At 38.7% G+C, this 25937-nt stretch carries 25 protein-coding genes; 22 read left to right on the forward strand and 3 right to left on the reverse strand.

What is annotated here, in order from left to right:
• Positions 1 to 100: 100 nt before the first annotated feature.
• From eno to lacG, 22 genes are all read left to right on the forward strand, one after another.
• Positions 101 to 1405, forward strand: a complete 1305-nt coding sequence (gene eno, locus AB8E63_RS04585) for a surface-displayed alpha-enolase (protein ID WP_049496425.1) — start codon at positions 101 to 103, stop codon at positions 1403 to 1405.
• A 177-nt stretch (positions 1406 to 1582) separates the two neighbouring features.
• On the forward strand, positions 1583 to 2923 hold the full coding sequence (gene xseA, locus AB8E63_RS04590; protein ID WP_368910179.1) for an exodeoxyribonuclease VII large subunit: 1341 nt from the start codon (positions 1583 to 1585) through the stop codon (positions 2921 to 2923).
• The gene (locus tag AB8E63_RS04595; RefSeq protein WP_368910181.1) at positions 2901 to 3113 is read left to right on the forward strand and encodes an exodeoxyribonuclease VII small subunit; all 213 of its coding nucleotides are present in this window, start codon (positions 2901 to 2903) and stop codon (positions 3111 to 3113) included. The genes xseA and AB8E63_RS04595 overlap by 23 nt, the downstream gene beginning before the upstream one ends.
• Positions 3110 to 3985, forward strand: coding sequence for a polyprenyl synthetase family protein (locus AB8E63_RS04600; protein ID WP_368910182.1), 876 nt, complete (start codon positions 3110 to 3112; stop codon positions 3983 to 3985). The genes AB8E63_RS04595 and AB8E63_RS04600 overlap by 4 nt, the downstream gene beginning before the upstream one ends.
• Positions 3978 to 4793: a TlyA family RNA methyltransferase gene (locus AB8E63_RS04605; RefSeq protein ID WP_368910184.1), complete on the forward strand. Its 816-nt coding sequence runs from the start codon at positions 3978 to 3980 to the stop codon at positions 4791 to 4793. The genes AB8E63_RS04600 and AB8E63_RS04605 overlap by 8 nt, the downstream gene beginning before the upstream one ends.
• Positions 4786 to 5217 carry an arginine repressor gene (locus AB8E63_RS04610; protein ID WP_004253525.1) on the forward strand — a complete coding sequence of 144 codons (432 nt, stop codon included), beginning with the start codon at positions 4786 to 4788 and terminating at the stop codon, positions 5215 to 5217. The genes AB8E63_RS04605 and AB8E63_RS04610 overlap by 8 nt, the downstream gene beginning before the upstream one ends.
• Before the next feature lie 6 nt (positions 5218 to 5223).
• Entirely contained in the window at positions 5224 to 6891 is a 1668-nt protein-coding gene (gene recN, locus AB8E63_RS04615; RefSeq protein ID WP_368910186.1) for a DNA repair protein RecN, read from the forward strand.
• A complete protein-coding gene (locus tag AB8E63_RS04620) occupies positions 6892 to 7620 on the forward strand; it encodes a metallophosphoesterase family protein (RefSeq protein ID WP_368910187.1) in 729 nt (242 codons plus the stop codon).
• Between the two features lie 81 nt (positions 7621 to 7701).
• A complete protein-coding gene (gene lepA / locus AB8E63_RS04625) occupies positions 7702 to 9525 on the forward strand; it encodes a translation elongation factor 4 (RefSeq protein ID WP_036757546.1) in 1824 nt (607 codons plus the stop codon).
• A 73-nt stretch (positions 9526 to 9598) separates the two neighbouring features.
• Positions 9599 to 10210: a hypothetical protein gene (locus tag AB8E63_RS04630; RefSeq protein WP_036757544.1), complete on the forward strand. Its 612-nt coding sequence runs from the start codon at positions 9599 to 9601 to the stop codon at positions 10208 to 10210.
• Positions 10211 to 10396: 186 nt separating this feature from the next.
• Entirely contained in the window at positions 10397 to 10873 is a 477-nt protein-coding gene (locus AB8E63_RS04635) for a PTS sugar transporter subunit IIA (protein ID WP_006148588.1), read from the forward strand.
• A gap of 41 nt (positions 10874 to 10914) precedes the next feature.
• Positions 10915 to 11220 carry a PTS sugar transporter subunit IIB gene (locus AB8E63_RS04640; protein WP_006148587.1) on the forward strand — a complete coding sequence of 102 codons (306 nt, stop codon included), beginning with the start codon at positions 10915 to 10917 and terminating at the stop codon, positions 11218 to 11220.
• A 44-nt stretch (positions 11221 to 11264) separates the two neighbouring features.
• Complete coding sequence (locus AB8E63_RS04645; protein WP_223332987.1) at positions 11265 to 12740, forward strand: PTS galactitol transporter subunit IIC; 1476 nt, start codon at positions 11265 to 11267, stop codon at positions 12738 to 12740.
• Positions 12741 to 12835: 95 nt separating this feature from the next.
• Positions 12836 to 13729 (forward strand): aldose 1-epimerase family protein, encoded by an 894-nt coding sequence (locus tag AB8E63_RS04650; protein WP_368910190.1) that lies wholly within the window; start codon positions 12836 to 12838, stop codon positions 13727 to 13729.
• A gap of 262 nt (positions 13730 to 13991) precedes the next feature.
• The gene (gene lacA, locus AB8E63_RS04655; RefSeq protein ID WP_368910193.1) at positions 13992 to 14417 is read left to right on the forward strand and encodes a galactose-6-phosphate isomerase subunit LacA; all 426 of its coding nucleotides are present in this window, start codon (positions 13992 to 13994) and stop codon (positions 14415 to 14417) included.
• 148 nt (positions 14418 to 14565) lie between these two features.
• Positions 14566 to 15081, forward strand: coding sequence for a galactose-6-phosphate isomerase subunit LacB (gene lacB, locus AB8E63_RS04660; protein WP_001216925.1), 516 nt, complete (start codon positions 14566 to 14568; stop codon positions 15079 to 15081).
• A 10-nt stretch (positions 15082 to 15091) separates the two neighbouring features.
• Positions 15092 to 16021 carry a tagatose-6-phosphate kinase gene (locus tag AB8E63_RS04665; RefSeq protein WP_223339540.1) on the forward strand — a complete coding sequence of 310 codons (930 nt, stop codon included), beginning with the start codon at positions 15092 to 15094 and terminating at the stop codon, positions 16019 to 16021.
• A 1-nt stretch (position 16022) separates the two neighbouring features.
• Positions 16023 to 17003, forward strand: a complete 981-nt coding sequence (lacD, locus tag AB8E63_RS04670) for a tagatose-bisphosphate aldolase (protein WP_368910195.1) — start codon at positions 16023 to 16025, stop codon at positions 17001 to 17003.
• Positions 17004 to 17233: 230 nt separating this feature from the next.
• Entirely contained in the window at positions 17234 to 18070 is an 837-nt protein-coding gene (locus tag AB8E63_RS04675) for a PRD domain-containing protein (protein WP_368910196.1), read from the forward strand.
• A 34-nt stretch (positions 18071 to 18104) separates the two neighbouring features.
• Positions 18105 to 18422, forward strand: a complete 318-nt coding sequence (locus AB8E63_RS04680; protein WP_006152303.1) for a PTS lactose/cellobiose transporter subunit IIA — start codon at positions 18105 to 18107, stop codon at positions 18420 to 18422.
• On the forward strand, positions 18422 to 20113 hold the full coding sequence (locus tag AB8E63_RS04685; RefSeq protein ID WP_368910198.1) for a lactose-specific PTS transporter subunit EIIC: 1692 nt from the start codon (positions 18422 to 18424) through the stop codon (positions 20111 to 20113). The genes AB8E63_RS04680 and AB8E63_RS04685 overlap by 1 nt, the downstream gene beginning before the upstream one ends.
• 186 nt (positions 20114 to 20299) lie before the next feature.
• Positions 20300 to 21706, forward strand: coding sequence for a 6-phospho-beta-galactosidase (gene lacG, locus AB8E63_RS04690; protein ID WP_368910200.1), 1407 nt, complete (start codon positions 20300 to 20302; stop codon positions 21704 to 21706).
• 39 nt (positions 21707 to 21745) lie between these two features.
• On the opposite strand, the gene AB8E63_RS04695 is transcribed toward lacG, so the two are convergent.
• The 3 genes from AB8E63_RS04695 to nrdE all read right to left on the reverse strand — a co-directional run bounded on the left by AB8E63_RS04695 (position 21746) and on the right by nrdE (position 25903).
• Positions 21746 to 22513 (reverse strand): DeoR/GlpR family DNA-binding transcription regulator, encoded by a 768-nt coding sequence (locus AB8E63_RS04695; RefSeq protein ID WP_368910201.1) that lies wholly within the window; start codon positions 22511 to 22513, stop codon positions 21746 to 21748.
• Between the two features lie 130 nt (positions 22514 to 22643).
• Positions 22644 to 23606 carry a class 1b ribonucleoside-diphosphate reductase subunit beta gene (gene nrdF, locus AB8E63_RS04700; RefSeq protein WP_006152028.1) on the reverse strand — a complete coding sequence of 321 codons (963 nt, stop codon included), beginning with the start codon at positions 23604 to 23606 and terminating at the stop codon, positions 22644 to 22646.
• A gap of 137 nt (positions 23607 to 23743) precedes the next feature.
• Positions 23744 to 25903: a class 1b ribonucleoside-diphosphate reductase subunit alpha gene (nrdE, locus tag AB8E63_RS04705; RefSeq protein ID WP_368910203.1), complete on the reverse strand. Its 2160-nt coding sequence runs from the start codon at positions 25901 to 25903 to the stop codon at positions 23744 to 23746.
• Positions 25904 to 25937: the final 34 nt, after the last annotated feature.

Here is a 25937-nt window from a genome sequence, read left to right on the forward strand (position 1 = left end):
TAAGGAAAATTTGCACAAAGATAACGTTTTTTCTTGAAAAAGGTATCTTTTTGATGTATCATAGAGGTGTAAAATAATTTAACTCAAAGGAGAGTAAAAAATGTCAATTATTACTGATGTTTACGCTCGCGAAGTCCTAGACTCACGCGGTAACCCAACACTTGAAGTAGAAGTTTATACTGAATCAGGTGCTTTCGGACGTGGTATGGTTCCATCAGGAGCTTCTACTGGTGAACACGAAGCAGTTGAACTTCGCGACGGTGACAAATCTCGTTACGGTGGTCTTGGTACACAAAAAGCTGTTGACAACGTAAATAACATCATTGCTGAAGCTATTATCGGCTACGATGTACGTGACCAACAAGCTATCGACCGTGCTATGATCGCTCTTGACGGTACTCCTAACAAAGGTAAATTGGGTGCAAACGCAATCCTTGGTGTGTCTATCGCTGTAGCTCGCGCTGCTGCTGACTACCTTGAAATCCCACTTTACAGCTACCTTGGTGGATTCAACACTAAAGTTCTTCCAACTCCAATGATGAACATCATCAATGGTGGATCTCACTCAGATGCTCCAATCGCTTTCCAAGAATTCATGATTGTACCTGCTGGTGCACCTACATTCAAAGAAGCTCTTCGTTGGGGTGCTGAAATCTTCCACGCACTTAAGAAAATCCTTAAATCACGTGGTTTGGAAACTGCCGTAGGTGACGAAGGTGGATTCGCTCCTCGTTTCGACGGAACTGAAGATGGTGTAGAAACAATCCTTGCTGCTATCGAAGCTGCAGGTTATGTTCCAGGTAAAGATGTATTTATCGGATTTGACTGTGCATCATCAGAATTCTACGATAAAGAACGTCAAGTATACGACTACACTAAATTCGAAGGTGAAGGAGCTGCTGTCCGCACTGCTGCTGAACAAATCGACTACCTTGAAGAATTGGTAAACAAATACCCAATCATCACTATCGAAGATGGTATGGACGAAAACGACTGGGACGGTTGGAAAGCTCTTACTGAACGTCTTGGTGGTAAAGTTCAATTGGTTGGTGACGACTTCTTCGTAACAAACACTTCTTACCTTGAAAAAGGTATCGCAGAAGGAGCTGCTAACTCAATCCTTATCAAAGTTAACCAAATCGGTACTCTTACTGAAACATTCGACGCTATCGAAATGGCGAAAGAAGCTGGTTACACTGCCGTTGTATCACACCGTTCAGGTGAAACTGAAGATTCAACAATCGCTGACATCGCAGTTGCAACAAACGCAGGACAAATCAAGACTGGTTCACTTTCACGTACAGACCGTATCGCTAAATACAACCAATTGCTTCGTATCGAAGATCAACTTGGTGAAGTAGCTGAATACCGTGGATTGAAATCATTCTACAACTTGAAAAAATAAAATAGTTCAGTGAACTAATGAAAGCCCTTGGATTTTTCCGAGGGCTTTTGTATATTATTAGACAAGCTCAAAGAAATCCAGTCTTGTTTTCGTATTCTAGAGGTGAAAAGAGAGATTTTTAAACGTTTTTTTGGTATAATAATACCCAGGAAAAAATAGAGAAAGAAGGAGGTTGAGATGGAAAAGTATTTGTCGGTAACAACTTTGACTAAGTATCTGAAAATGAAATTCGATAAAGACCCATACTTGGAGAGGGTCTATTTAACTGGTCAGGTTTCTAACTTTCGCAAGCGTCCAACTCATCAATATTTTTCTCTAAAAGATGATCGAGCTGTTATCCAAGCAACTATTTGGTCAGGTATTTATCAGAAACTAGGTTTTGATTTGGAAGAAGGGATGAAGATCAATGTTATCGGTCGTGTCCAAGTCTATGAACCAAGTGGGAGCTACTCTATCATCATTGAAAAGGCAGAGCCTGATGGTGTAGGGGCTCTTGCAATTCAGTTCGAACAATTAAAAAAGAAATTATCGGAAGAGGGGCTTTTTCAAGAACGCTTTAAACAAGCAATCCCTCAGTTTGCAAAACGCATTGGGGTTGTGACTAGTCGTAGTGGTGCTGTTATACAGGATATTATTACTACCGTTAGCAGACGTTTCCCAGGGGTAGAGATTGTTTTATATCCTACCAAGGTTCAAGGCGAAGGGGCAGCAGAGGAGATTGCCCGTAACATTGCTAGAGCTAATGAACGAGAAGACTTGGATGTTCTTATCATTGGCCGTGGTGGTGGATCAATTGAGGATCTTTGGGCTTTTAACGAAGAAATTGTAGTGCGTTCTATCTTTGAATCTCGTTTACCGATTATTTCAAGTGTGGGCCACGAAACAGATGTAACCTTGGCTGATTTTGTTGCCGACAAGAGAGCAGCAACACCAACTGCTGCAGCAGAGTTAGCTACTCCTGTGACTAAGTTAGATCTACTGACCTACCTTAAAAATCAAGAGAAACGAATGGCTACTGCCGTACAAAATACTTTATCAAAGAAAAAAGAAGCCTTGAGAGGGCTTAGTCAATCAGTCATCTTCAGGCAACCAGAGCGTTTATATGATGGATATCTGCAACGCTTGGATCAGTTAATGCTTCGACTGAAGCAGGGATTGAATGGTGAGTTAGTTAGAAATCAACAGAAGGTTCAAGCTCAAATTCACCGTTTGGAGCAATTATCGCCAAATGTCAAGATTCAGCGCTACCAAGACCGTATTCAACAGTTACAAAAATTAATGCGTAGCCAGATGGCTGTGATCTATGATGCCAAGGTTGCTGAAGTAAAACGCTTGTCAGAAGCTCTACTCATGTTAGATACGAGTCGTATCGTAGCAAGGGGTTATGCGATTGTTAAAAAAGAGGATACCGTGGTATCTTCAGCAAATGATTTGAAAAAAAATGACCAGGTGATGTTGATGATGCGAGATGGTCATGTAGAATTAGAGGTTAAAGATGTCAAAACAGAAGAAATTTGAAGATAATTTAGCAGAGCTTGAGACTATTGTTCAGAGTTTAGAAAATGGTGAAATTGCTTTAGAAGATGCCATTGCTGCTTTTCAAAAAGGGATGATATTATCAAAAGAATTGCAAGCGACGCTTGATAAAGCTGAAAAGACCTTGGTTAAAGTCATGCAAGAAGATGGAACAGAAAGCGAACTTCTATGAACAAGCAAGAAAAATTAGCTATGGTCGAGTCAGCTCTTGAAGAGTTTTATGGTGACCAGCAATTTGCATTAAGCTTAAGAGAAGCAGTTCTTTATTCCATACATGCTGGAGGTAAAAGGATTCGGCCATATCTGCTTTTAGAAGTTTTAGAGGCCTTAAAGGTTCCTATTACATTAGCTCATGCACAGGTTGCTGCAGCTCTTGAAATGATTCACACAGGAAGCCTAATCCATGATGATCTTCCCGCTATGGATGATGATGATTATCGTCGTGGGCGTTTAACCAACCATAAAAAGTTTGGTGAAGCTTTAGCTATTTTAGCTGGCGATGCTCTCTTTTTAGATCCTTATGCCTTAATAGCGCAAGCTGATCTATCCAGTCAGGCTAAGGTAGATTTGATAGCTTCCTTGTCTCTTGCTTCTGGTAGTATGGGAATGGTAGCCGGTCAAGTGTTGGATATGGAAGGTGAAGGCAAACACTTAAACTTAGAAGAACTCCAGACCATCCACGCTAACAAAACTGGTAAACTCATAGCCTTTCCTTTTCAAGCAGCTGGAATTATTTCAGGATTAGATGCAAGGCTACAAGAAGACCTCAAATACATTGGCGAGTTGATTGGGCTTGCTTTCCAAGTCAGAGATGATGTCTTAGATGTTACTGCTAGTTTTGAAGAAATCGGTAAGACCCCGCAGAAAGATTTGCAAGCAGAGAAGTCGACCTATCCTGCTTTGCTAGGTTTAGATGAGGCGATTGTGTTTTGCAATCATACTTTGGATCGGGCTAACGCAAAGTTAGAAGAAATCAGTCGATTAGTCAACTTTGATAAAGGACCAATTGTAGAAATAGTAGAAAGTTTGAGAATCAATGCCTAAGGAAAGAGTAGATGTACTTGCCTACAAACAAGGTTTATTTGAAACAAGAGAACAGGCTAAGCGTGGCGTAATGGCTGGATTAGTGATTGCAGTCCTTAATGGTGAGCGTTTTGATAAACCAGGAGAAAAAATTCCTGATGATACTGAATTAAAACTCAAGGGTGAGAAACTCAAGTATGTGAGTCGAGGCGGCTTGAAACTTGAGAAAGCCTTAGAAAAATTTGACATATCAGTTGAAGGCAAAACGACCATTGATATTGGTGCTTCAACAGGAGGCTTTACGGATGTCATGCTTCAAAATGGTGCAAAACTGGTTTATGCCGTTGATGTTGGGACCAATCAGCTAGCCTGGAAATTACGCCAAGATTCACGTGTTATCAGCATGGAGCAATTTAACTTTCGTTATGCTGAAAAGGCTGATTTTGAACTAGAGCCAAGCTTCGCAAGTATCGATGTGAGTTTTATTTCTTTGAGTCTCATTTTACCGGCTCTACATAGAATATTGGTCGACCAAGGGGAAGTTGTTGCACTCATAAAACCACAGTTCGAGGCAGGCCGAGAACAGATTGGTAAAAATGGAATTATCAGAGATGCCAAAGTTCACCAAAATGTTTTAGAATCAGTTACTAAAATGGCAGTTGATGAAGGATTCTCAGTCTTAGGATTGGATTTCTCTCCTATTCAAGGTGGACACGGGAATATTGAGTTTCTTGCTTATTTACGTAAAGAAGAACATGCAAGCAACCAAGTAGTTTCTGAAATAGAAAAAGTAGTAGAAAAAGCACATAGAGAGTTTAAAGATGAATAAAAAAGAAAGACTTGAAAAGATTAGAAGATTTGTGACTGACTATCAAATCGGCACACAAGAAGAAATCGTTGAACACTTGAGAGAAGCAGGGATTTCTGCCACTCAAGCAACTGTTTCACGTGATATCAAAGAATTAGGGATTGTAAAAATTCCTTTGAAAGACAATACATATGTCTATGAATTACCAAAGTCAGTAGTTAAAAGTTTACAGTTAGCTGAGAACAATATCGAAAGTTTCGAAAGAATGGGGAATCTCATTAATTTAGATGTTATTCCTGGGAATACAATTTTTGTTAAAAGTCAATTGACTCAAACATTTTCGGATATGATTTTTAGCTGTTTAGCAGATGATAACTCAATTTTAATTGTGGCGCGAACTGAAGAAGCAGCTGTAGAGATTGTCGAGCAAGTTAAAAAGTGGTAGGACCTTATGTTACTTGAAATTTCAATTAAAAACTTTGCCATCATTGAGGCTATTTCACTTGATTTTGAGAAGGGAATGACAGTTCTGACGGGGGAAACCGGTGCTGGGAAGTCTATCATCATCGATGCTATGAATATGATGCTGGGAGCAAGAGCCACAACGGATGTTATTCGTCATGGTGCTCCTAAGGCTGAAATCGAAGGTCTTTTCTCAATTGAAAATAGTCGAGCTTTACAAGAGATTTTTGATGAGCAAGGTCTGGAGTTAGGCGATGAAATCATCATCCGTCGTGAAATTTTACAAAACGGGCGTAGTGTTAGTCGTGTCAATGGACAGATGGTTAATCTATCTGTTCTTCGCTCAATTGGACAGTATCTGGTTGATATCCATGGCCAACATGATCAAGAAGAGTTAATGCGTCCCCAATTGCACATTCAGATGCTTGATGGGTTTGGTGATGCAGATTTTCTGGAACTGAAGCAAGCCTACCAGACAAACTTTGATGCTTATCGTAAAATGCGCAAACAACTTCTTGAGATTAAGAAAAATCAAGAAGAGCACAAGGCTCGTATTGAAATGTTGGAATTTCAGATGGCTGAAATTGAATCTGCATCCCTACAGCCAGGTGAAGACCTCAAACTAAACCAAGAACGAGATAAACTTTTAAATCATAAACATATTGCTGATACGTTGACTAATGCTTATACAATGTTAGATAATGAAGAATTTTCAAGTCTAGCTAACGTGCGTTCAGCAATGAATGATATGGAAAGTTTAGAAGACTATGATGCAGAGTACCGTGAAATATCGTCCTCTCTATCTGAATCCTACTATGTTTTAGAGGATGTCACTAAGCGTTTAGAGGATATTATCGAAGATTTAGATTTCGATGGTAATCGCTTGATGCAGATTGAAAGCCGTTTAGATCTCATTCACTCCATTACACGTAAGTATGGTGGGAATGTTGACGATGTCTTGATGTACTTTGCTAAAATCACAGAAGAATACAACCTTCTGACTGGCAATCATTTATCTTCAGATGATTTGGAAGTCGAACTCAAAAAGTTGGAAGTAAGCCTGGTAGATTTAGCAAGTAAGCTTGCATCTGCTCGACATAACTTAGCTCAACAATTAGAAATTGAGATTCAGCAAGAACTCAAAGACCTTTATATGGATAAGGCTCGATTTCAGGTTCAATTTAATAAAGGTAAGTTTACTCGTGAAGGAAATGAAAGTGTTGAATTTTACATCTCCACCAACCCTGGAGAAGACTTTAAACCATTGGTTAAAGTAGCTTCTGGAGGAGAGTTATCTCGCCTCATGTTGGCGATCAAGTCTGCTTTTTCTCGTAAGGAAGGTAAGACCAGCATTGTATTTGATGAAGTGGACACAGGAGTTTCAGGTCGTGTAGCCCAAGCAATTGCTCAAAAGATTCATAAAATTGGTCAGCACGGCCAAGTATTAGCTATATCTCATCTTCCTCAAGTCATTGCGATCGCAGATTATCAGTTCTTTATTGAAAAGATTAGTAATGACCATTCAACTGTTTCAACAGTTCGCTTGTTGACAGTCGAAGAAAGGGTGGAAGAAGTTGCTAAAATGTTGGCTGGGGAGAATGTGACTGAAGCAGCACTTAGTCAAGCGAGAGAATTGTTGCAAAGTAAGGAGAAATAAATGACAGACTATTATGTTATTGGAGATGTCCATGGGAAAGCAGGAATGCTTGAAGACCTTCTAAAAACATGGGATGGTAAGACTCAATTACTCTTTCTTGGAGATTTGATTGATAGAGGAGAAGATAGTCGTCGTGTTCTTGAAATGGTCAAAGACTTGGTAGAAAATCAAGGAGCGATTTGCATTTCAGGAAATCACGAGTACATGTTTTTAACTTGGTTGGATGATCCTGAAGAAAGCTATGATCATTACCGTAGGAATGGTGGAGATACAACTATTAATTCTATTTTGGGGCGTCCACTGGATGCACCAGTAGATGGAGTAGCAGATGCTAAGCGTGTTGAGACGGAAGCTACAGACTTAGTTGAATTTATCCGTCAGATGCCTTTTGTGATTGAAACAGATAAGTATATCTTTGTTCATGCAGGAATTGATTTAACTTTGGATGATTGGCATGAAACTACAGATTACAAGAAAGTCTGGCTCAGAAAACCATTCCACGAAGCAGTTAATCATACAGGGAAAACAATTGTCTTTGGGCATACACCTGTCTATGGACTTTTGGAACAAAAACCAGGAACTGCAGAACTTTGGATGACAGAAGATGGAAAAATCGGAATGGATGGAGGAGCTGTCTATGGTGGTGTCCTTCATGGAATTGTCTTTACTGACCAAGGTATGACAGACCACTATTTCATCGAAAATGACGGCTTTGTTGCGGAAGATTAATACTCTCTACAGGGTATTATGGTCTTGTCAAAAACATAAAAACAATTTATAATTAATAGATACCCTGAAAGGAAGAGAATCTTGAATTTAGAAGAATTGAAAAAACGTCAGGAGAAGATCCGAAACTTTTCCATTATCGCTCATATTGACCATGGGAAGTCAACATTGGCAGACCGTATTTTGGAGGCTACAGAGACGGTTTCTAGTCGTGAAATGCAAGCTCAGCTTCTTGATAGTATGGACCTAGAGAGAGAGCGTGGGATTACTATCAAACTGAATGCCATCGAGCTTAATTATACTGCCAAAGACGGCGAGACTTATATTTTCCACCTGATTGACACACCAGGACACGTGGACTTCACTTATGAGGTATCACGTTCTCTAGCTGCCTGCGAGGGAGCCATTTTGGTTGTCGATGCTGCCCAAGGGATTGAGGCTCAAACACTGGCAAACGTCTATCTTGCTTTGGATAATGATTTGGAAATCCTTCCAGTTATCAATAAAATTGACCTACCAGCAGCAGATCCAGAGCGCGTGCGTACAGAAATTGAAGATGTCATCGGTCTGGATGCTAGTGAGGCTGTATTAGCTTCAGCAAAAGCTGGGATTGGAATTGAAGATATTTTAGAGCAAATTGTAGAAAAAGTTCCAGCACCAACTGGTGATGTATCAGCACCACTAAAAGCTTTGATTTTTGACTCAGTTTACGATGCTTATCGTGGCGTTATCCTCCAAGTTCGTGTCATGGATGGAGTTGTTAAGCCAGGTGATAAGATTCAGCTCATGAGCAATGGTAAAACCTTTGATGTTACTGAGGTCGGAATATTCACACCCAAAGCAGTGGGACGTGACTTCCTTGCGACAGGTGACGTTGGTTATATTGCAGCATCTATCAAGACTGTTCAAGACACTCGTGTCGGTGATACAGTTACCTTGGCGGCAAACCCTGCTTCAGAACCCCTATCTGGATACAAGCAGATGAATCCGATGGTTTTCGCAGGTCTTTATCCAATCGAGTCAAATAAATACAATGACCTTCGTGAAGCCCTTGAAAAATTGCAGTTGAACGATGCTAGTCTTCAGTTTGAACCCGAAACATCGCAAGCTCTTGGATTCGGTTTCCGTTGTGGATTCTTGGGTCTCCTTCATATGGATGTTATTCAGGAACGTTTGGAACGTGAGTTCAACATTGACTTGATCATGACTGCACCATCCGTTATTTACAAGGTCAATCAGACTGATGGTGAGTCTATGGATGTATCGAATCCATCCGAGTTTCCTGATCCTACAAAGATTGCGACTATTGAAGAACCTTATGTTAAAGCACAAATCATGGTACCACAGGAATTTGTAGGAGCTGTTATGGAACTAGCTCAGCGCAAACGTGGTGACTTTGTGACGATGGACTATATCGATGATAATCGTGTGAATGTTATCTACCAAATTCCACTTGCTGAAATTGTCTTTGATTTCTTTGATAAGCTCAAATCTTCAACACGTGGCTATGCAAGCTTTGACTATGAACTGTCAGAGTATCGTCCATCTAAACTGGTTAAAATGGATATCCTTCTCAATGGAGACAAGGTTGATGCACTCAGCTTTATCGTTCACAAGGACTTTGCCTATGAACGTGGGAAACTCATCGTTGATAAACTCAAGAAAATCATTCCACGTCAACAGTTTGAAGTTCCAATCCAAGCAGCTATTGGACACAAGATTGTAGCTCGTACAGATATCAAAGCTCTTCGTAAAAACGTTCTTGCCAAATGTTATGGAGGAGATGTTTCGCGTAAACGTAAACTTCTTGAAAAACAAAAGGCTGGTAAAAAGCGTATGAAAGCTATCGGATCAGTAGAAGTTCCTCAAGAAGCCTTCCTAAGTGTCTTGAGTATGGATGAAGAATAATTGATTCCTAATACAGTTATCTTTTGACACTTATCTTTTCATTCATTAGAATAGAAGTGAAAGGAGAAGGATTATGAAAAAAATCGTCAGCTTATCTACACTTTTAGTGTGTTGCCTTTGCCTCGCTGCTTGTAATACTTCAAAATCTAAAAAAGAAGTAGCCTCAGATACAACAACAGTCCAGGAAACTACCACTGCTCAAGAAACAACAACTGTAGCCGAATCAACAATTAAAGATACACAGGTAATTGGGTCAGATGCTTATGGCTACGTAAAAGTGCCAAAATCATGGATTCATTTTACAGAAGTTGAGGGTGGTGATGATATTCAGTACTGTGATGGAACGGACATCAATATCGTAACCCTAAATACTTTTAAACCAGAGCACCTTGGTGTTAGTGAAAGTGAATATGCTGCTCTTGATGCTGTTCAAGTCTCTACTAGTGTTTATCAAACTAAACAACAAAGCAAGGATTTCTCTAAAGTTTGGGGATCTAAGTCAAAAATTGGTGGTTATGACGCCTATGTCGTAAACTGTATTGCTAAAAATGGTAAATATTTAGTGATCTGGATCTTTAAATCAGACGATGGTAAGTTTAGATACGTTTCTCTAGAAGGAACACCTGAAGTTTTAAAGGATATGCTTCCATTGATTGAACAAAGTTGGACTACGAAAAATAATTAATATAAAAAAAACAGGATGTATGTCCTGTTTTTTTCTATCTTTTTTTAAAACTATTTAAAATTATTTGCTGTTTAAAATCAAACAAAAAAAATAAAAATCAAACAAAATACAACAAAAAAATATTGACAACGGTTTCATATAGTGTTATACTTTTATCATAAAAGTTAAATATGAAGGGAGAAGGTCATGGGATTAGATCATTTCTTCAGCAAAGACTTAGTTTTTTGTTTAGAAGCAGATAATCAAGAGCAACTATTTGATCAAGTTGCGACCCTATTGGAAGAAAAGAAAGTTGTTACGGATACCTATCGATCGGCATTGATTGAACGTGAAAAAATGTTCCCAACCGGTTTAGATATGGAATTTCTTGGGAAGGACTTGCCGAATGTAGCAATCCCTCACACAGACACGATTCATAATTTAACTGAAAACGTTGTTGTGGTTCGCTTAGCGAAACCAGTAACATTCCACAACATGATTGCTCCTGACAAGGAAGTAGAAGTATCATTACTCTTCTTTATCATCAATAATTCAAGTTCGAGTCAAACTAATATTCTTGCTCAATTGATGGACTTCTTTACAGGCAATGGTCATCTAGAAGCACTTTCTAAGATTACAGAACCAGAAGCTTTGTTCCAGTATATCTCAGAAGCAACTGCTTAAATTCATAAATAAATAGTAAATAAAAATCGGAGGAAATCCAAATGATTAAAATTCTTGCTGCATGTGGTGCAGGTGTTAACTCAAGCCACCAAATTAAAAGCGCTCTAGAAGAAGAGCTATCTAACCGTGGATACGACGTACAGTGTGACGCAGTTATGGTTAAAGATGTCAACGAAGACTTGATTAAAGGTTATGATATCTTCACACCAATTGCTGCAACAGACTTAGGTTTTGACCCTGGTATCCCAGTAGTAGAAGCTGGACCTATCTTATTCCGTATTCCAGCGATGAGTGCTCCAGTTTATGACAATATTGAAGCAGCAATTAAAGAACACGGATTAAGTTAATTATTATTTTGTAATTTTCCATAAAAATAAAGGGAGGAAAAATTATGGATTTCATTATTGAGTTGGCCAATAAAGTATTCAAGCCAATCTTGGATATGGGTGGCCCAATCATCATGCTGATCATTTTGACAGTATTGGCTTTACTTTTCGGAGTTAAATTCTCCAAAGCACTTGAAGGTGGTATTAAACTTGCCATCGCGCTTACTGGTATCGGTGCTATCATCGGAATGCTTAACGGAGCTTTCTCAGCTTCTCTTGCAAAATTCGTTGAAAATACTGGTATTCAATTGAACATCACCGACGTTGGTTGGGCACCACTTGCTACAATCACTTGGGGTTCTGCCTGGACACTCTACTTCTTGCTTGTGATGTTGATTGTCAACATTGTAATGCTTGCAATGAAGAAAACAGACACACTTGACGTTGATATCTTCGATATCTGGCACTTGTCTATTACAGGTCTTTTGATTAAATGGTATGCTGACAAGAGTGGAGTTGGTCAAGGGGTTTCTCTTTTCATCGCGACTGCAGCAGTTGTTCTTGTAGGGGTTCTTAAAATCATCAACTCTGACTTGATGAAACCAACATTTGATGATCTTCTTAACGCACCAAGTTCATCACCAATGACTTCAACTCACATGAACTACATGATGAACCCAGTTATCATGGTTTTGGATAAGATTTTTGATAAATTCTTCCCAGGTCTTGATAAATACGACTTTGACGCTGCTAAATTGAACAAACGAATCGGTTTCTGGGGATCTAAATTCTTCATCGGTTTCATCCTTGGTATCGTTATCGGTTTGATGGGAACTCCACATCCAGTTGCTGGTGTTGAAGGTGCTGATAAATGGGAACTAGTTATTAAAGGTTGGTTGTCACTTGGTTTGACTGCCGGTGTCTGCTTGGAGCTCTTCTCATTGATCGGTTCATGGTTCATCGCAGCCGTAGAACCACTTTCACAAGGTATTACAAACGTTGCTACTAAACGTCTTCAAGGACGTAAATTCAACATCGGTCTTGACTGGCCATTTATCGCTGGTCGTGCTGAAATCTGGGCTTGTGCCAACGTACTTGCACCAATCATGTTGATTGAAGCAGTGCTTCTTTCAAATGTCGGAAATGGTATCTTGCCACTTGCTGGTATCATCGCAATGGGTGTAACTCCAGCTCTCTTGGTAGTTACTCGTGGTAAATTGCTCCGTATGATTATCTTCGGAACACTATTGTTGCCACTCTTCCTTCTTTCAGGTACACTTATCGCACCATTTGCAACAGATCTTGCTAAAAGTGTAGGTGCCTTCCCAGAAGGTGTGAGCCAAACTCAATTGATCACTCACTCAACACTTGAAGGACCAATCGAAAAACTTCTTGGTTGGACAATTGGTAACACTACAACAGGTGATATCAAAGCAATTATTGGTGCAGTAATCTTCCTTACTTTCTATATCGGTATTTTCGCATGGTACAGAAAACAAATGATCAAACGTAACGAAGAATACGCAGCAAACGCAAAATAATTTGCTCCTAAAAATGTAAATTGTAAAAACTAGGTTGTCAGTTTCCACTATGGAGCAGTCAGCCTAGTTTTTTTAGAGAATTGGAGGTAAGACTTGTGATTGAATTAAAATCAGATCAATTATATGTTCAGTTTCAAACACTTGGTGGCGCACTTTCTTCTATAAAGGACAAGGATGGTGTAGAGTATTTGTGGCAGGGAGATCCAACTTATTGGAGTGGACAAGCTCCTGTATTATTCCCAATTTGTGGCTCGGTTAGAAATGATACGGTCCTATATGATCAAGAAGATGGTAGTCAAAAAGAAGGAAAAATTCCTCGACATGGTCTAGTAAGAAAAAAAGAATTTACATTAGTAGAACAAACAGATAATTCTGTTACATTCGCTATCGAAGACGATGAAGAAATGTATGCAAATTACCCTTATCATTTTCGTTTAGAAATCACTTATACAGTGACTGGGAAAACCATACGTACTCAGTATAAAATCTATAATAAAGAATCAGAAAAGAGTATGCCATATTTTATCGGTGGGCATCCTGGTTTTAACTGTCCCTTACTAGATGACGAGGTATATGAAGATTACTATCTTGAATTTGAAAAGCCAGAAACATGTACAGTTCCAAAACCTTTCCCAGAAACAGGAATGTTAGATTTCAAAGATAGAAGTTCTTGGTTAAACAATCAAAAAGAAATAGACTTGAATTATGACTTCTTTAGCTATGATGCTGTGACATTAGATGAGTTGGAATCTCGCACAGTAGCTTTGCGTTCACGAAAACATGATAAAGGTTTGAAACTACATTTTAAAGAGTTTCCAAATTTAATCGTATGGTCAACTCTTAATAAAGGTCCTTTTATTGCCTTGGAACCATGGTCAGGTTTGTCTACTTCAATAGAAGAAGGAGATCGACTGGAAGATAAGAAAGATGTTAAAATTTTGAAGCCTGGCCGTTTTGAACAGCTTGGTTTCGATATCGAGATTTTATAAAAAATAAACAAAAACAAACATAAATTGTTGACTTTTCCAACTAATAGTAGTATATTATGTTTATAAAGAACAATTTGTGTTTATTTTAACAAGATTACAGTTCTGGCTTTTCTCTGAAGAAAGCTTATTAAGAAACGAATAAGATATTTGTTCTTAATTTAAATTATTGTCAACATAACTACTAGTAACTATTTGAGAAAGGTCTCTTTTAGGCTAGAATCAGAAAGTTTTACTGGTCTATTATAAAAAAGGAGTATACAATATGGCTATTGTTATTGGTGCAGATGCTGCAGGTTTAAGATTGAAAGAAGTTGTAAAAAACTTCTTGGAAAAAGAAAACTTCCACGTAGTGGATGTTACAGCAGAAGGTCAAGACTTTGTTGATGTAACTCTAGCAGTTGCGGAAGAAGTTAAGAAAGAAGAACAAAACCTTGGTATCGTCATTGATGCTTATGGTGCAGGTCCATTTATGGTTGCTACTAAAATCAAAGGAATGGTTGCTGCAGAAGTTTCTGATGAACGTTCAGCTTATATGACTCGCGGTCACAACAACTCACGTATAATTACGATGGGTGCTCAACTTGTTGGTGATGAATTGGCTAAAAACATTGCTAAAGGCTTTGTGAATGGTAAATACGACGGCGGTCGTCACCAAATCAGGGTCGACATGTTGAACAAAATGTGCTAATACTCTTCAAAAATCAAGATAATCTGTCGTCAGCTAACTTTAGCTAACCTCAGTTATGCTCGCAGCTCGCTTCCTAAGCTAATCTTGATTTTTCTTGAGTTAGGATAAATGATATTAGATTTATACAATTAATCGGAGGGAATAACTAATGAGAATTGCAATCGGATGTGACCACATCGTAACAAATGAAAAAATGGCGGTTTCAGAATTTTTGAAATCTAAAGGACATGAAGTCATCGACTTTGGTACTTATGACCACGCTCGTACCCACTATCCAATCTTTGGTAAAAAAGTTGGTGAAGCAGTAGTTAGTGGCCAAGCTGATCTTGGTGTATGTATCTGTGGTACTGGTGTAGGTATCAATAATGCTGTTAACAAGGTTCCTGGTGTTCGATCTGCTTTGGTTCGCGATATGACAACAGCTCTATATGCAAAAGAACAATTAAATGCCAACGTAATCGGATTTGGTGGTAAAATCACTGGTGAATTGCTCATGTGTGATATCATTGAAGCTTTCATCAACGCTGAATACAAACCATCAGAAGAAAACAAAAAATTGATCGCTAAAATCCAACACGTTGAAACTCATAACGATCATCAAACTGATGCCAACTTCTTTACAGAGTTCCTTGAAAAATGGGATCGTGGTGAATACCACGACTAAGAGGTGACTTATGATTTTAACAGTCACAATGAACCCATCCATTGATATTTCCTATCCTTTGGATGAACTGAAAATTGACACTGTCAACCGTGTGGTGGATGTCACTAAAACTGCTGGTGGTAAAGGTCTTAACGTTACTCGTGTCCTATCCGAATTTGGTGACTCCGTAGTCGCAACAGGACTTGTCGGTGGTAAACTTGGTGATTTTTTAGTAGAGAATATTGATGATAAAGTAAGTAAACGTTTCTTCTCTATTCAAGGTGAAACCCGTAACTGTATCGCAATTCTACATGGAGAAAACCAAACAGAAATCCTAGAAAAAGGTCCTGAAGTTCAAGAAAAAGAAGGTCAAGATTTCTTGGCTCATTTCAAAGAACTTTTAGAGACTGTAGAGGTAGTGGCCATTTCAGGTAGTCTACCTGCAGGTCTTCCAGTTGATTACTATGCTAGTTTAGTTGAACTTGCGAATCATGCTGGGAAACCTGTTGTATTGGACTGTTCAGGCGCTGCACTTCAGGCTGTTCTTGAGTCTCCACATAAACCAACAGTCATCAAACCAAATAATGAAGAATTATCTCAACTTTTAGGAAGAGAAATTTCTAAAGACTTGGATGAATTAAAAGAAGTCCTTCAAGAACCACTATTTGATGGAATCGAGTGGATTATCGTTTCCTTAGGTGCTAACGGAGCATTCGCTAAACACGGTAACACTTTCTACAAAGTAGATATTCCTAGAATTCAAGTAGTAAATCCAGTCGGTTCTGGCGATTCTACAGTGGCAGGTATTGCTTCAGGGCTTTTCCATAAAGAAACGGATCAAGAACTGTTGATCAAGGCAAATGTCCTTGGTATGCTTAATGCTCAAGAAAAAATGACCGGTCATGTCAATATGGCTAACTATCAAGGTCTATATGACCAATTAATTGTAAAAGAGGTATAAAATGGTTTTAACAGAAAATAAACGCGCTTGTATGCAAAAACTCTCTGATGAGAATGGTATCATCTCAGCTCTCGCCTTTGACCAACGTGGTGCTTTGAAACGCCTCATGGCTCAATACCAAACAGAAGAGCCAACAGTTGCTCAAATGGAAGAACTTAAAGTATTGGTAGCAGATGAATTGACTAAATATGCTTCATCTATGCTACTTGACCCTGAGTACGGACTTCCAGCTACAAAAGCTCTTGATCCAAATGCTGGTCTTCTCCTTGCTTATGAGAAAACAGGATACGATACAACAAGTACAAAACGCTTGCCAGACTGCTTGGATGTTTGGTCTGCAAAACGTATCAAAGAAAAAGGTGCAGATGCCGTTAAATTCTTGCTTTACTATGACGTAGATAGCTCTGACGAACTCAACCAACAAAAACAAGCCTACATTGAACGTATTGGTTCTGAGTGTGTAGCTGAAGACATTCCATTCTTCCTTGAAATCTTGGCTTACGATGAAAAGATTGCGGACGCAGGTTCTGCAGAATACGCTAAAGTAAAACCACGCAAGGTTATCGGTGCTATGAAGGTCTTCTCAGACCCACGCTTTAATATCGATGTCTTGAAAGTGGAAGTTCCAGTTAACGTGAAATACGTTGAAGGATTTGGCGATGGCGAAATCGTTCACACACGTGAAGAAGCAGCAGACTTCTTTAAAGCTCAAGACGAAGCTACTAACTTGCCATACATCTACTTGAGTGCAGGAGTATCAGCTAAGCTCTTCCAAGAAACTCTTGTATTTGCCCACGAATCAGGTGCAAACTTCAATGGTGTTCTTTGTGGACGTGCAACATGGGCTGGATCAGTTGAAGCTTATATCAAAGACGGTGAAGCAGCTGCTCGCGAATGGCTTCGTACAACTGGTTTTGAGAACATCGATGAACTCAACAAAGTTCTTAAAACAACAGCAACTTCATGGACCGAACGTGTTTAAATTTCCACCCTTTTTATGTCAAAACCCAGCTAAAAACTTTTAAAAAAAAGTTGTATGTAAAGGTTTACAAAATAAAAATCTTGTGCTATACTTAAGTCACAAGTTAATAAGAGTGAGTGTTACTAAGTAATATTAGGCATGATCACAGATGACTCAGAAATTTATTTTCAGGGTCATTTGTGGTCATTTTTTATGCTCTAGCTCTTAAATGACAGAACAAGGAGGTCGACATGTATCGGATATTAAATCCAATGAACCATAATGTTTCTCTTGTACGTAACGGAAACGGTGAAGAGCTTGTAGTAATTGGGAAAGGGATTGCCTTTGGAAAAAAGAAAGGTGATTTGATTTCCGAAGAGCAAGTTGAAAAAGTTTTTCGGATGAAGACTGAAGAATCTCGAGAAAATTTTATGACTCTACTCAAGGATGTTCCGTTAGACTTTATTACCGTTACTTATGAAATTATCGATAATCTTTCAAAAAAATACCAATATCCTGTTCAAGAGTACCTCTACGTAACCTTAACAGACCATATCTATTGTTCTTATCAAGCGATTAGCCAAGGACGTTATAAGGATAGTAATTTACCTGATATTTCAAAGGAGTATCCTATTGCTTTTCAAATAGCTCAAGAGTCTTTTGAAATCTATAATAGTAAACTATCTGGTAATTTACCAAAGGATGAAATAAAAAGAATAGCCTACCACTTTATTAATGCCGAGGGTGAGAATGAGGTAGAAGTTGCAGAAGCTATTGATAAGAGAAAGGAAATCATAAAGAAGGTTGAGAGTCTTCTCAGGAGCTATGACATTCAAAGAACCCATGAAAATAATAATTTCTACGATCGTTTTATGATTCATCTAAATTATTTCTTGGATTACCTTGATCGAAGTCGGGATGATAATCAATCCTTGCTCGATATGGAAGAACATATCAAAACTACATATCCAAAAGCATTTGAAATTGGTAGCAAAATTTATGAAGTCATTGCTCAGGAAACTGGGGTAGACCTATATAAGAGTGAACGAGTTTACCTTGTTCTACATATTCAACGTTTATTGTCATAATATTTACTAAAAATTATATAAGGAGAAATCTATCATGAATAGAGAAGAAGTAACACTGTTAGGTTTTGAGATTGTTGCCTATGCTGGCGATGCTCGTTCAAAACTCTTAGAAGCTCTGAAAGCTGCTGAAGCTGGTGATTTTGCTAAAGCAGATGCGTTAGTTGAAGAAGCCGGTGCTTGCATCGCAGAGGCTCACCATGCCCAAACAAGCTTGTTAACAAAGGAAGCTGCAGGTGACGATTTAGCCTATAGCGTGACCATGATGCATGGCCAAGATCACCTGATGACAACAATCTTGCTAAAAGATTTGATGCATCATTTAATTGAACTTTATAAAAGAGGAGCTAAATAATGAATAAGTTAATTGCCTATATCGAGAAAGGGAAGCCTTTCTTTGAAAAACTATCTCGAAATATCTATCTTCGTGCTATTCGGGATGGATTTATCGCTGGGATGCCAGTCATTCTATTCTCAAGTATTTTTATCTTGATTGCCTTTGTGCCTAATTCATGGGGATTTGTATGGTCTGATGATGTTGTAGCGCTTTTGATGAAACCTTATAGCTATTCAATGGGTATTCTCGCACTTTTGGTTGCTGGTACAACAGCTAAATCCTTAACAGACTCTGTTAACCGTAACATGGAGAAAACCAATCAAATCAACTATATGTCAACGCTATTAGCTGCTATTGTTGGGTTATTGATGTTGGCAGCTGACCCAATTGAAGGGGGCTTTGCAACAGGTTTCCTCGGAACAAAAGGTTTGCTTTCAGCTTTCCTAGCAGCCTTTGTGACTGTAGCAATCTATAAGGTTTGTGTGAAGAATAATGTTACTATTCGAATGCCTGATGAAGTTCCACCAAATATCTCACAGGTCTTTAAAGATGTTATTCCATTTACGCTTTCTGTCGTTTCCCTATACGGTCTTGACTTACTTGCTCGTCATTTTGTTGGTGCAAGCGTAGCAGAATCAATCGGTAAATTCTTTGCGCCTCTATTCTCAGCAGCAGACGGTTATGTTGGTATTACGATCATTTTTGGTGCCTTTGCATTCTTCTGGTTTATTGGTATCCATGGCCCATCTATCGTTGAGCCTGCGATTGCAGCGATTACTTATGCAAATGCCGAAGTCAACTTGAACCTCCTTCAACAAGGTATGCACGCTGATAAGATCCTTACATCTGGTACACAAATGTTCATCGTCACTATGGGTGGTACAGGAGCAACTCTTGTGGTTCCATTCATGTTTATGTGGTTGTGTAAATCGAAACGAAATCGTGCTATTGGACGCGCTTCAGTAGTTCCTACATTCTTCGGTGTAAACGAACCAATCTTGTTTGGTGCACCGCTTGTTTTGAACCCAATCTTCTTTATCCCATTCATCTTTGCACCAATTGCAAACGTATGGATCTTTAAGTTCTTTATTGAAACACTTGGCATGAACTCATTTACTGCCAACCTTCCATGGACTACACCAGGACCTCTTGGTATTGTTCTTGGTACCAACTTCCAGTTCTTATCATTCGCTCTTGCAGCATTGTTAATTGTAGTAGATATTGTTATCTACTATCCATTCCTCAAGGTTTATGATGAACAAATTCTTGAAGAAGAACGTTCAGGTAAAGCTAATGATGAATTAAAAGAAAAAGTTGCAGCAAACTTTAACACTGCAAAAGCAGATGCTATTCTTGAAAAAGCTGGAGTAGATTCAGCACAAAATACAATTACTGAAGAAACAAACGTCCTCGTTCTTTGTGCGGGTGGAGGAACAAGTGGTCTTCTTGCCAATGCTTTGAATAAAGCCGCAGAAGAGTATAAAGTTCCAGTTAAAGCTGCAGCAGGTGGCTATGGAGCCCACCGTGAAATGTTGCCAGAATTTGACCTTGTTATCTTGGCGCCTCAGGTTGCCTCCAACTTCGAAGATATGAAGGCTGAAACAGATAAACTAGGTATCAAACTTGCTAAGACAGAAGGTGCACAGTACATTAAGTTAACCCGTGATGGAAAAGGTGCTCTGGCATTCGTTCAGGCGCAATTTGATTAACGATAGGTATTGTGAAACAGTCTCCTATTATTTGGAAAATTACTCCGATTTTCTTATAGTTATAAATTTGTTTCCCCCTAATGTCACAAATTGGTGACGTAAATAAGAAGTGAGATGGAGATGGATGCTTCACTAACTCCTCTCCCCTCACTTTTCATTTTATCCAATCAAGAAATAGGTGAAAAAATGACAAAAACACTTCCTAAAGATTTTATTTTTGGTGGCGCAACAGCAGCTTATCAGGCAGAAGGTGCGACTCATACAGACGGTAAAGGACCTGTTGCATGGGACAAATATTTAGCAGACAACTATTGGTACACAGCTGAACCAGCTAGTGATTTTTACCATAAATATCCAGTAGACTTACAGTTGGCTGAAGAATATGGCGTAAACGGAATTCGTATTTCTATTGCTTGGTCACGTATTTTCCCAACTGGCTATGGTGAAGTAAATCCAAAAGGGGTAGAATTCTATCATAAGTTATTTGCAGAATGTCATAAACGTCATGTAGAACCATTCGTAACTCTTCACCACTTTGATACTCCTGAAGCTCTTCACTCAAACGGAGACTTCTTGAATCGTGAGAATATGGACCATTTCGTTAATTATGCAGCCTTCTGTTTTGAAGAATTCCCAGAAGTCAACTACTGGACAACCTTCAATGAAATTGGCCCAATCGGAGATGGTCAATACTTAGTAGGAAAATTCCCTCCAGGGATTCAGTATGACCTTGCGAAAGTTTTCCAATCACACCACAATATGATGGTTTCTCATGCACGTGCTCTGAAATTGTACAAAGACAAAGGCTATAAAGGTGAAATCGGGGTTGTTCACGCCCTTCCAACTAAGTATCCATTAGATCCTAAAAATCCTGCAGACGTTCGGGCTGCTGTGTTGGAAGATATCATCCACAACAAATTTATCTTGGACGCAACCTACCTTGGTCACTATTCAGATGCAACCATGGAAGGTGTAAACCACATTCTTTCAGTTAATGGTGGTGAGTTGGATCTTCGAGACGAAGACTTTGTGGCACTTGAAGCAGCTAAAGACTTGAATGATTTCCTTGGAATCAACTACTACATGAGTGACTGGATGGAAGCCTTTGATGGTGAAACTGAAATCATCCACAATGGTAAAGGGGAGAAAGGAAGCTCTAAATACCAAATTAAAGGTGTTGGTCGTCGTGTAGCTCCTGACTATGTACCTCGCACTGACTGGGACTGGATTATCTATCCTCAAGGTTTGTATGACCAAATCATGCGCGTCAAGAAAGACTATCCAAACTACAAGAAAATCTATATCACAGAAAACGGACTCGGATACAAAGATGAATTTGTGGACAACACTGTTTACGATGATGGCCGTATTGATTATGTGAAACAACATTTGGAAGTATTGTCTGATGCGATTGCCGATGGTGCAAACGTCAAAGGATACTTCATCTGGTCACTCATGGACGTCTTCTCCTGGTCAAATGGCTATGAAAAACGTTATGGACTCTTTTATGTAGATTTCGAAACTCAAGAGCGTTATCCTAAAAAGTCAGCTCATTGGTACAAGAAAGTAGCTGAAACAGGCATTATTGAGTAGATGTAACGATAAAAAAAGTCTCACCATTGGTGAGACTTTTTAAGGTGTCGACTTAATAATTTTTGTTTGTTTAGACAAAGTTTTTAGGGTTTCTTGGCTAAGTTTTGAATCTGAGATAATTGTATCAATATCAGCAATGTTATAGAAAGTATAAAAATCAAACTTATTAAATTTACTGTGGTCAGCAAGAAGAATCTTTTTATTAGCATTTTTTAATGCTAGCTTTTGGACTTCGCCTTCATCTTCGCTAAAAGTAGCAATAGCTTGATCTTTAATTCCATTGCAACTAACAAAAGCTTTAGAGAATTGAAGACTTTCGATATCTTGGAGCGTTAAGGTTCCGACAAAGGCACCAGTGATTTCTCGATAATTTCCACCAATCAAAATTAAATCAGTCAGTTTTCGTTCATTCAAGATAATGAAAACAGGAAGGCTATTTGTTACCACACGAATATTATCTATTGGAAGTTCACGCGCAAAGAACTCAAGAGTAGTACCTGGACCGATAAAAATCGTTTCTCTTTCTTCGACTAAATGACCAGCAAACTTTGCGATTTCTTGTTTTTCAGCAATCTGAAGACCTTGCTTTTCGACATTCGAGCGTTCATTTGCTAATAGAGAACCAGAACGAAGTTTTTCAGCACCTCCATGCACTCGAACAAGTAGATCCTTGTCAGCTAACTCTTGCAGATAACGTCGAGCAGTCATATCAGAAATATCTAAACGATTCATTATTTCTTTGACTGTGATGGTTCCTCTTGTATTGACAATCTCTAAAATCACATCTAGTTTTTCTTGTTTTAGCATTGAATCACCCCCATATCCAATATCATTCTATCACATTTTAAACATCCAAGCAACTTAAATAAAACAAAAATAAACAAAAACAAAAAACATCTGTGTTTATTTTTAACTCAGATGTTTTTATATTTTTTAATTAGTCTAATCCGTAGTTATAATCATCATCCTGCATAGCTTCAACTTCACCAAGTAGATATCCGTTACCAACTTGAGAGAAGAAGTCGTGGTTGGATGTACCAGTTGAAATTCCATTCATAACAATTGGGTTTACATCGTCAGCTGAGTCAGGGAAGAGAGGATCTTGTCCTAGATTCATAAGAGCTTTATTGGCGTTGTAGCGAAGGAAAGTTTTAACCTCTTCAGTCCAACCAACACCATCATATAAACTCTCTGTATAACCTTCCTCATTTTCATAAAGTGTGTAAAGAAGGTCGTACATCCAGTCTTTTAATTTTTCTTGCTCTTCTTCTGGTAATTCGTTGAAACCAAGTTGGAATTTATAACCAATATATGTTCCGTGAACTGACTCGTCTCGAATGATGAGTTTGATGATTTCAGCAACGTTTGCCAACTTGTTATTTCCTAGATAGTAGAGTGGAGTGAAGAAACCAGAGTAGAAGAGGAAGGTTTCAAGGAATACACTAGCTACTTTCTTTTCAAGTGGTGTTCCGTTAAGGTAAATCTCATTGATGATTTGTGCCTTTTTCTGAAGATATGGGTTTGTATCAGTCCATTCAAAGATTTCTTCAATCTCAGTCTTGGTATTCAAGGTTGAGAAAATAGAAGAATAAGATTTAGCGTGGACAGATTCCATGAATTGGATGTTGTTAAACACAGCTTCCTCATGTGGTGTACGGATATCTGCACGTAACGCTTGAACCCCTGTTTCAGACTGCATGGTATCCAAAAGTGTCAAACCGCCAAAGACTTTTCCTACCAAGTCTTTTTCTTGATTTGATAACTTTCTCCAGTCATCTAAGTCATTAGATAAGGGAATACGTGTATCCAACCAAAATTGTTCTGTTAGTTTTTCCCATGTTGATTTATCGATGACATCTTCGATGGCATTCCAGTTAATGGCTTTGTAGTAAGTTTCCATTACAAATCTCTTTCTTTTGATTTTATTAAAATAGTGATGAATATTCTAGCCTTGTGTGATTGGGTTACCGCACAAAAAGTCGGTAGTCCGACTTTTTGATGTTACCTTATCTTTGTAAACAAGATTCTAGTGAGATTTTAAATCACACAGCTTTCACATTGGTTAGCACCAACTTCACCGCCGTCATCTGTGTAGGTACGAACGTAGTAGATAGACTTAATGCCCTTGTTAAAGGCGTAGTTACGAAGGATAGATAGGTCACGTGTTGTTTGTTTGTTCTCTTTCTTCCATTCATAAAGACCTGTTGGGATATCACTACGCATGAAGAGAGTAAGTGAAAGCCCTTGGTCAACGTGCTCAGTTGCAGCAGCATAGACATCGATAACTTTACGCATATCCATGTCATAGGCAGAAGTGTAGTAAGGAATAGTTTCAGTTGATAATCCTGCAGCAGGATAGTAAATCTTACCAATTTTCTTCTCTTGACGTTCTTCAATACGTTGAGTAATTGGGTGGATAGAAGCAGACACGTCATTGATGTAGCTGATAGAACCATTCGGCGCTACAGCAAGACGGTTTTGATGGTAAAGTCCATCTGCTTTAACTTTATCACGAAGTTCAGCCCAATCAGCTGCAGACGGGATAAAGATTCCTTCAAAGAGTTCTTTAACTCGATCAGATTTTGGAACAAATTGACCAGACGTATACTTATCGAAATAAGTACCATTTGCATAGTCTGATTTCTCAAAGTTGTGGAAGGTAATGCCACGTTCACGTGCAATATTGTTTGATTCTACCAAAGTCCAGTAATTCAAAAGCATAAAGTAGATGCTTGTAAATTCAACAGACTCAGGAGATCCATATTCGATTAATTGCTGAGCAAGATAGCTGTGAAGCCCCATAGCACCAAGTCCAAATGTATGAGCTTGGCTATTTCCGTGGTCGATAGTTGGAACAGCAACGATGTGAGAGCTATCTGTTACAAATGTCAAAGCACGAACCATTGCGCGAATAGAACGTCCAAAGTCAGGTGAGGTCATCATGTTGACTACGTTGGTTGAACCAAGGTTACAGGAGACATCTGTCCCCATTTTAATGAATTCTTGCGCATCGTTGATAAGACTTGGTTCTTGGACTTGAAGAATTTCTGAACACAAGTTACTCATGATAATCTTACCATCGACAGGATTTGCACGGTTAGCAGTATCGATATTGACTACATAAGGATAGCCAGATTCTTGTTGCAATTTAGAAATTTCTGTTTCCAAATCACGGGCCTTAATTTTTGTCTTACGGATGTTTGGATTTGCCACCAATTCATCGTATTTTTCTGTGATATCGATGTAGTTAAAAGGTACACCATACTCTTTTTCAACAGAATAAGGACTAAAGAGGTACATTTCCTCATTCTTACGTGCTAATTCGTAGAATTTATCTGGTACCACAACACCAAGTGAAAGAGTCTTGACACGAACTTTTTCATCAGCATTTTCTTTCTTAGTAGAAAGGAAAGCAATAATGTCTGGGTGGAAGACGTTAAGGTAAACAACCCCAGCCCCTTGACGTTGACCTAGTTGGTTAGAGTAAGAGAAGCTATCTTCGAAAAGCTTCATAACTGGTACGACACCAGAAGCAGCCCCTTCATACCCTTTGATAGGTGCTCCAGCTTCACGAAGGTTGCTGAGGGAAATTCCGACACCACCACCGATACGTGAAAGTTGAAGAGCTGAGTTGATAGAACGTCCAATAGAGTTCATATCATCTGTTACCTGAATCAAGAAACAGGATACCAATTCACCACGACGTGCACGGCCTGCATTCAAGAAAGAAGGTGTAGCTGGCTGGTAACGCTGGTGGATGATTTCATTGGCAATATCAATTGCGATAGCTTCGTCACCATCAGCAAAGTAAAGAGCGTTAAAGAAGACACGGTCTTCCATGCTCTCAAGATAGTACTCTCCGTCATTAGTTTTCAAGGCGTATTGATTGTAAAACTTGTATGCAGCCATGAAAGACTTAAACTGGAAGTTTTGATCTTTAATAAATTGATAAAGCTCTTCTAAGAATTCTGGACGATATTTTTTGATAAAGGCTGTTTCGATATAGTCTTGTTTAATAAGGTAATCAATTTTATCAGTGATAGAATCAAAAACCATAGAATTTGGTACAACGTTTTCTTTAAAGAAAGCGTCCAAGGCTTCTTTATCTTTGTGGAGCATGATTTGTCCATTAACAGGACGGTTGATTTCATTATTTAGACGGAAGTAAGTTACATCCTCAAGTTGTTTTAATCCCATAAAATTTCCTTTAATTCATTACAAAAGAAAGGCC

The organism is Streptococcus sp. oral taxon 061, assembly GCF_964211575.1.
Taxonomy (GTDB): Bacteria; Bacillota; Bacilli; order Lactobacillales; family Streptococcaceae; genus Streptococcus.

Bases quoted from the DNA above. Each gene is read 5' to 3' on its own strand.
- eno (WP_049496425.1), top strand. From the start codon at position 101: ATGTCAATTATTACTGATGTTTACGCTCGCGAAGTCCTAGACTCACGC.
- xseA (WP_368910179.1), top strand. From the start codon at position 1,583: ATGGAAAAGTATTTGTCGGTAACAACTTTGACTAAGTATCTGAAAATG.
- AB8E63_RS04595 (WP_368910181.1), top strand. From the start codon at position 2,901: ATGTCAAAACAGAAGAAATTTGAAGATAATTTAGCAGAGCTTGAGACT.
- AB8E63_RS04600 (WP_368910182.1), top strand. From the start codon at position 3,110: ATGAACAAGCAAGAAAAATTAGCTATGGTCGAGTCAGCTCTTGAAGAG.
- AB8E63_RS04605 (WP_368910184.1), top strand. From the start codon at position 3,978: ATGCCTAAGGAAAGAGTAGATGTACTTGCCTACAAACAAGGTTTATTT.
- AB8E63_RS04610 (WP_004253525.1), top strand. From the start codon at position 4,786: ATGAATAAAAAAGAAAGACTTGAAAAGATTAGAAGATTTGTGACTGAC.
- recN (WP_368910186.1), top strand. From the start codon at position 5,224: ATGTTACTTGAAATTTCAATTAAAAACTTTGCCATCATTGAGGCTATT.
- AB8E63_RS04620 (WP_368910187.1), top strand. From the start codon at position 6,892: ATGACAGACTATTATGTTATTGGAGATGTCCATGGGAAAGCAGGAATG.
- AB8E63_RS04630 (WP_036757544.1), top strand. From the start codon at position 9,599: ATGAAAAAAATCGTCAGCTTATCTACACTTTTAGTGTGTTGCCTTTGC.
- AB8E63_RS04635 (WP_006148588.1), top strand. From the start codon at position 10,397: ATGGGATTAGATCATTTCTTCAGCAAAGACTTAGTTTTTTGTTTAGAA.
- AB8E63_RS04640 (WP_006148587.1), top strand. From the start codon at position 10,915: ATGATTAAAATTCTTGCTGCATGTGGTGCAGGTGTTAACTCAAGCCAC.
- AB8E63_RS04645 (WP_223332987.1), top strand. From the start codon at position 11,265: ATGGATTTCATTATTGAGTTGGCCAATAAAGTATTCAAGCCAATCTTG.
- lacA (WP_368910193.1), top strand. From the start codon at position 13,992: ATGGCTATTGTTATTGGTGCAGATGCTGCAGGTTTAAGATTGAAAGAA.
- lacB (WP_001216925.1), top strand. From the start codon at position 14,566: ATGAGAATTGCAATCGGATGTGACCACATCGTAACAAATGAAAAAATG.
- AB8E63_RS04665 (WP_223339540.1), top strand. From the start codon at position 15,092: ATGATTTTAACAGTCACAATGAACCCATCCATTGATATTTCCTATCCT.
- lacD (WP_368910195.1), top strand. From the start codon at position 16,023: ATGGTTTTAACAGAAAATAAACGCGCTTGTATGCAAAAACTCTCTGAT.
- AB8E63_RS04675 (WP_368910196.1), top strand. From the start codon at position 17,234: ATGTATCGGATATTAAATCCAATGAACCATAATGTTTCTCTTGTACGT.
- AB8E63_RS04680 (WP_006152303.1), top strand. From the start codon at position 18,105: ATGAATAGAGAAGAAGTAACACTGTTAGGTTTTGAGATTGTTGCCTAT.
- AB8E63_RS04685 (WP_368910198.1), top strand. From the start codon at position 18,422: ATGAATAAGTTAATTGCCTATATCGAGAAAGGGAAGCCTTTCTTTGAA.
- lacG (WP_368910200.1), top strand. From the start codon at position 20,300: ATGACAAAAACACTTCCTAAAGATTTTATTTTTGGTGGCGCAACAGCA.
- AB8E63_RS04695 (WP_368910201.1), bottom strand. From the start codon at position 22,513: ATGCTAAAACAAGAAAAACTAGATGTGATTTTAGAGATTGTCAATACA.
- nrdF (WP_006152028.1), bottom strand. From the start codon at position 23,606: ATGGAAACTTACTACAAAGCCATTAACTGGAATGCCATCGAAGATGTC.
- nrdE (WP_368910203.1), bottom strand. From the start codon at position 25,903: ATGGGATTAAAACAACTTGAGGATGTAACTTACTTCCGTCTAAATAAT.